This is a genomic window from Pueribacillus sp. YX66, assembly GCF_041725775.1.
Taxonomy (GTDB): Bacteria; Bacillota; Bacilli; order Bacillales; family UBA6769; genus Pueribacillus.
Window position 1 is genome coordinate 1 of the sequence record NZ_JBEUEL010000089.1, and the last position, 650, is coordinate 650.

The window sequence follows — 650 nt, forward strand, 5'->3', positions numbered from 1 at the left end:
CGTAAAGAGAGGTGGGTGAATAAGAGTTCCGCACCTTCTTTATCAAAAGAGATATAACCGAGCTCATCAATAATCACGAGGTCATATTTCTCAAACTTTAATTCAAAGGACCGTAATGTTCGTTCTGAACGGTGTTCTTTTAATTGGTTGATGAACGAAGGCACCGTCGCAAAAAACACTTTATACCCAGCTAAACATGCTTCCATTCCAAGTCCAATCGCCATATGTGTTTTCCCTGTACCTGGAGAACCAGCTAAAATAATGTTTTGTCCTTCCTTTATAAATTCAAGTGTCTTTAAATGTGGCAATTTTTGCTTTGCTTGTTCAGGTAGAGCCTCTTCTACTAATTCTTCCAACAGCTTTTTCTGAGGAAAGTTGGCAGCCCGTATTCGGTTTTGTTTCGCACGTACGAAGCGATCGCTTCGTTCTTGGAGAAGCACTTGAAGTAAGACATCAAATGCTTCATCTGGATTTTTAAATGATGTTTCTTCTTGAACCATGTGACGAATACTCGGTAACCGTAATTCCCTGCATAACTCTACCAATCGCTGTTTTTTATCCACAGTGCGTCACCTCTTCCTCCTGTTGTTGAAAGAGATCTGCATAAGCTTTCAAATTGTGTTCGGATTGAGCCGTAGTCTCATCACGGT

General features: G+C 40.6%; 1 protein-coding gene. It reads right to left on the reverse strand.

Going from position 1 to position 650, the window contains the following annotated elements:
* Positions 1–563: ATP-binding protein (locus tag ABU914_RS15455; RefSeq protein WP_379670575.1), on the reverse strand; the 563-nt coding region annotated here is incomplete at its 3' end.
* Between the last annotated feature and the right edge of the window lie 87 nt (positions 564–650).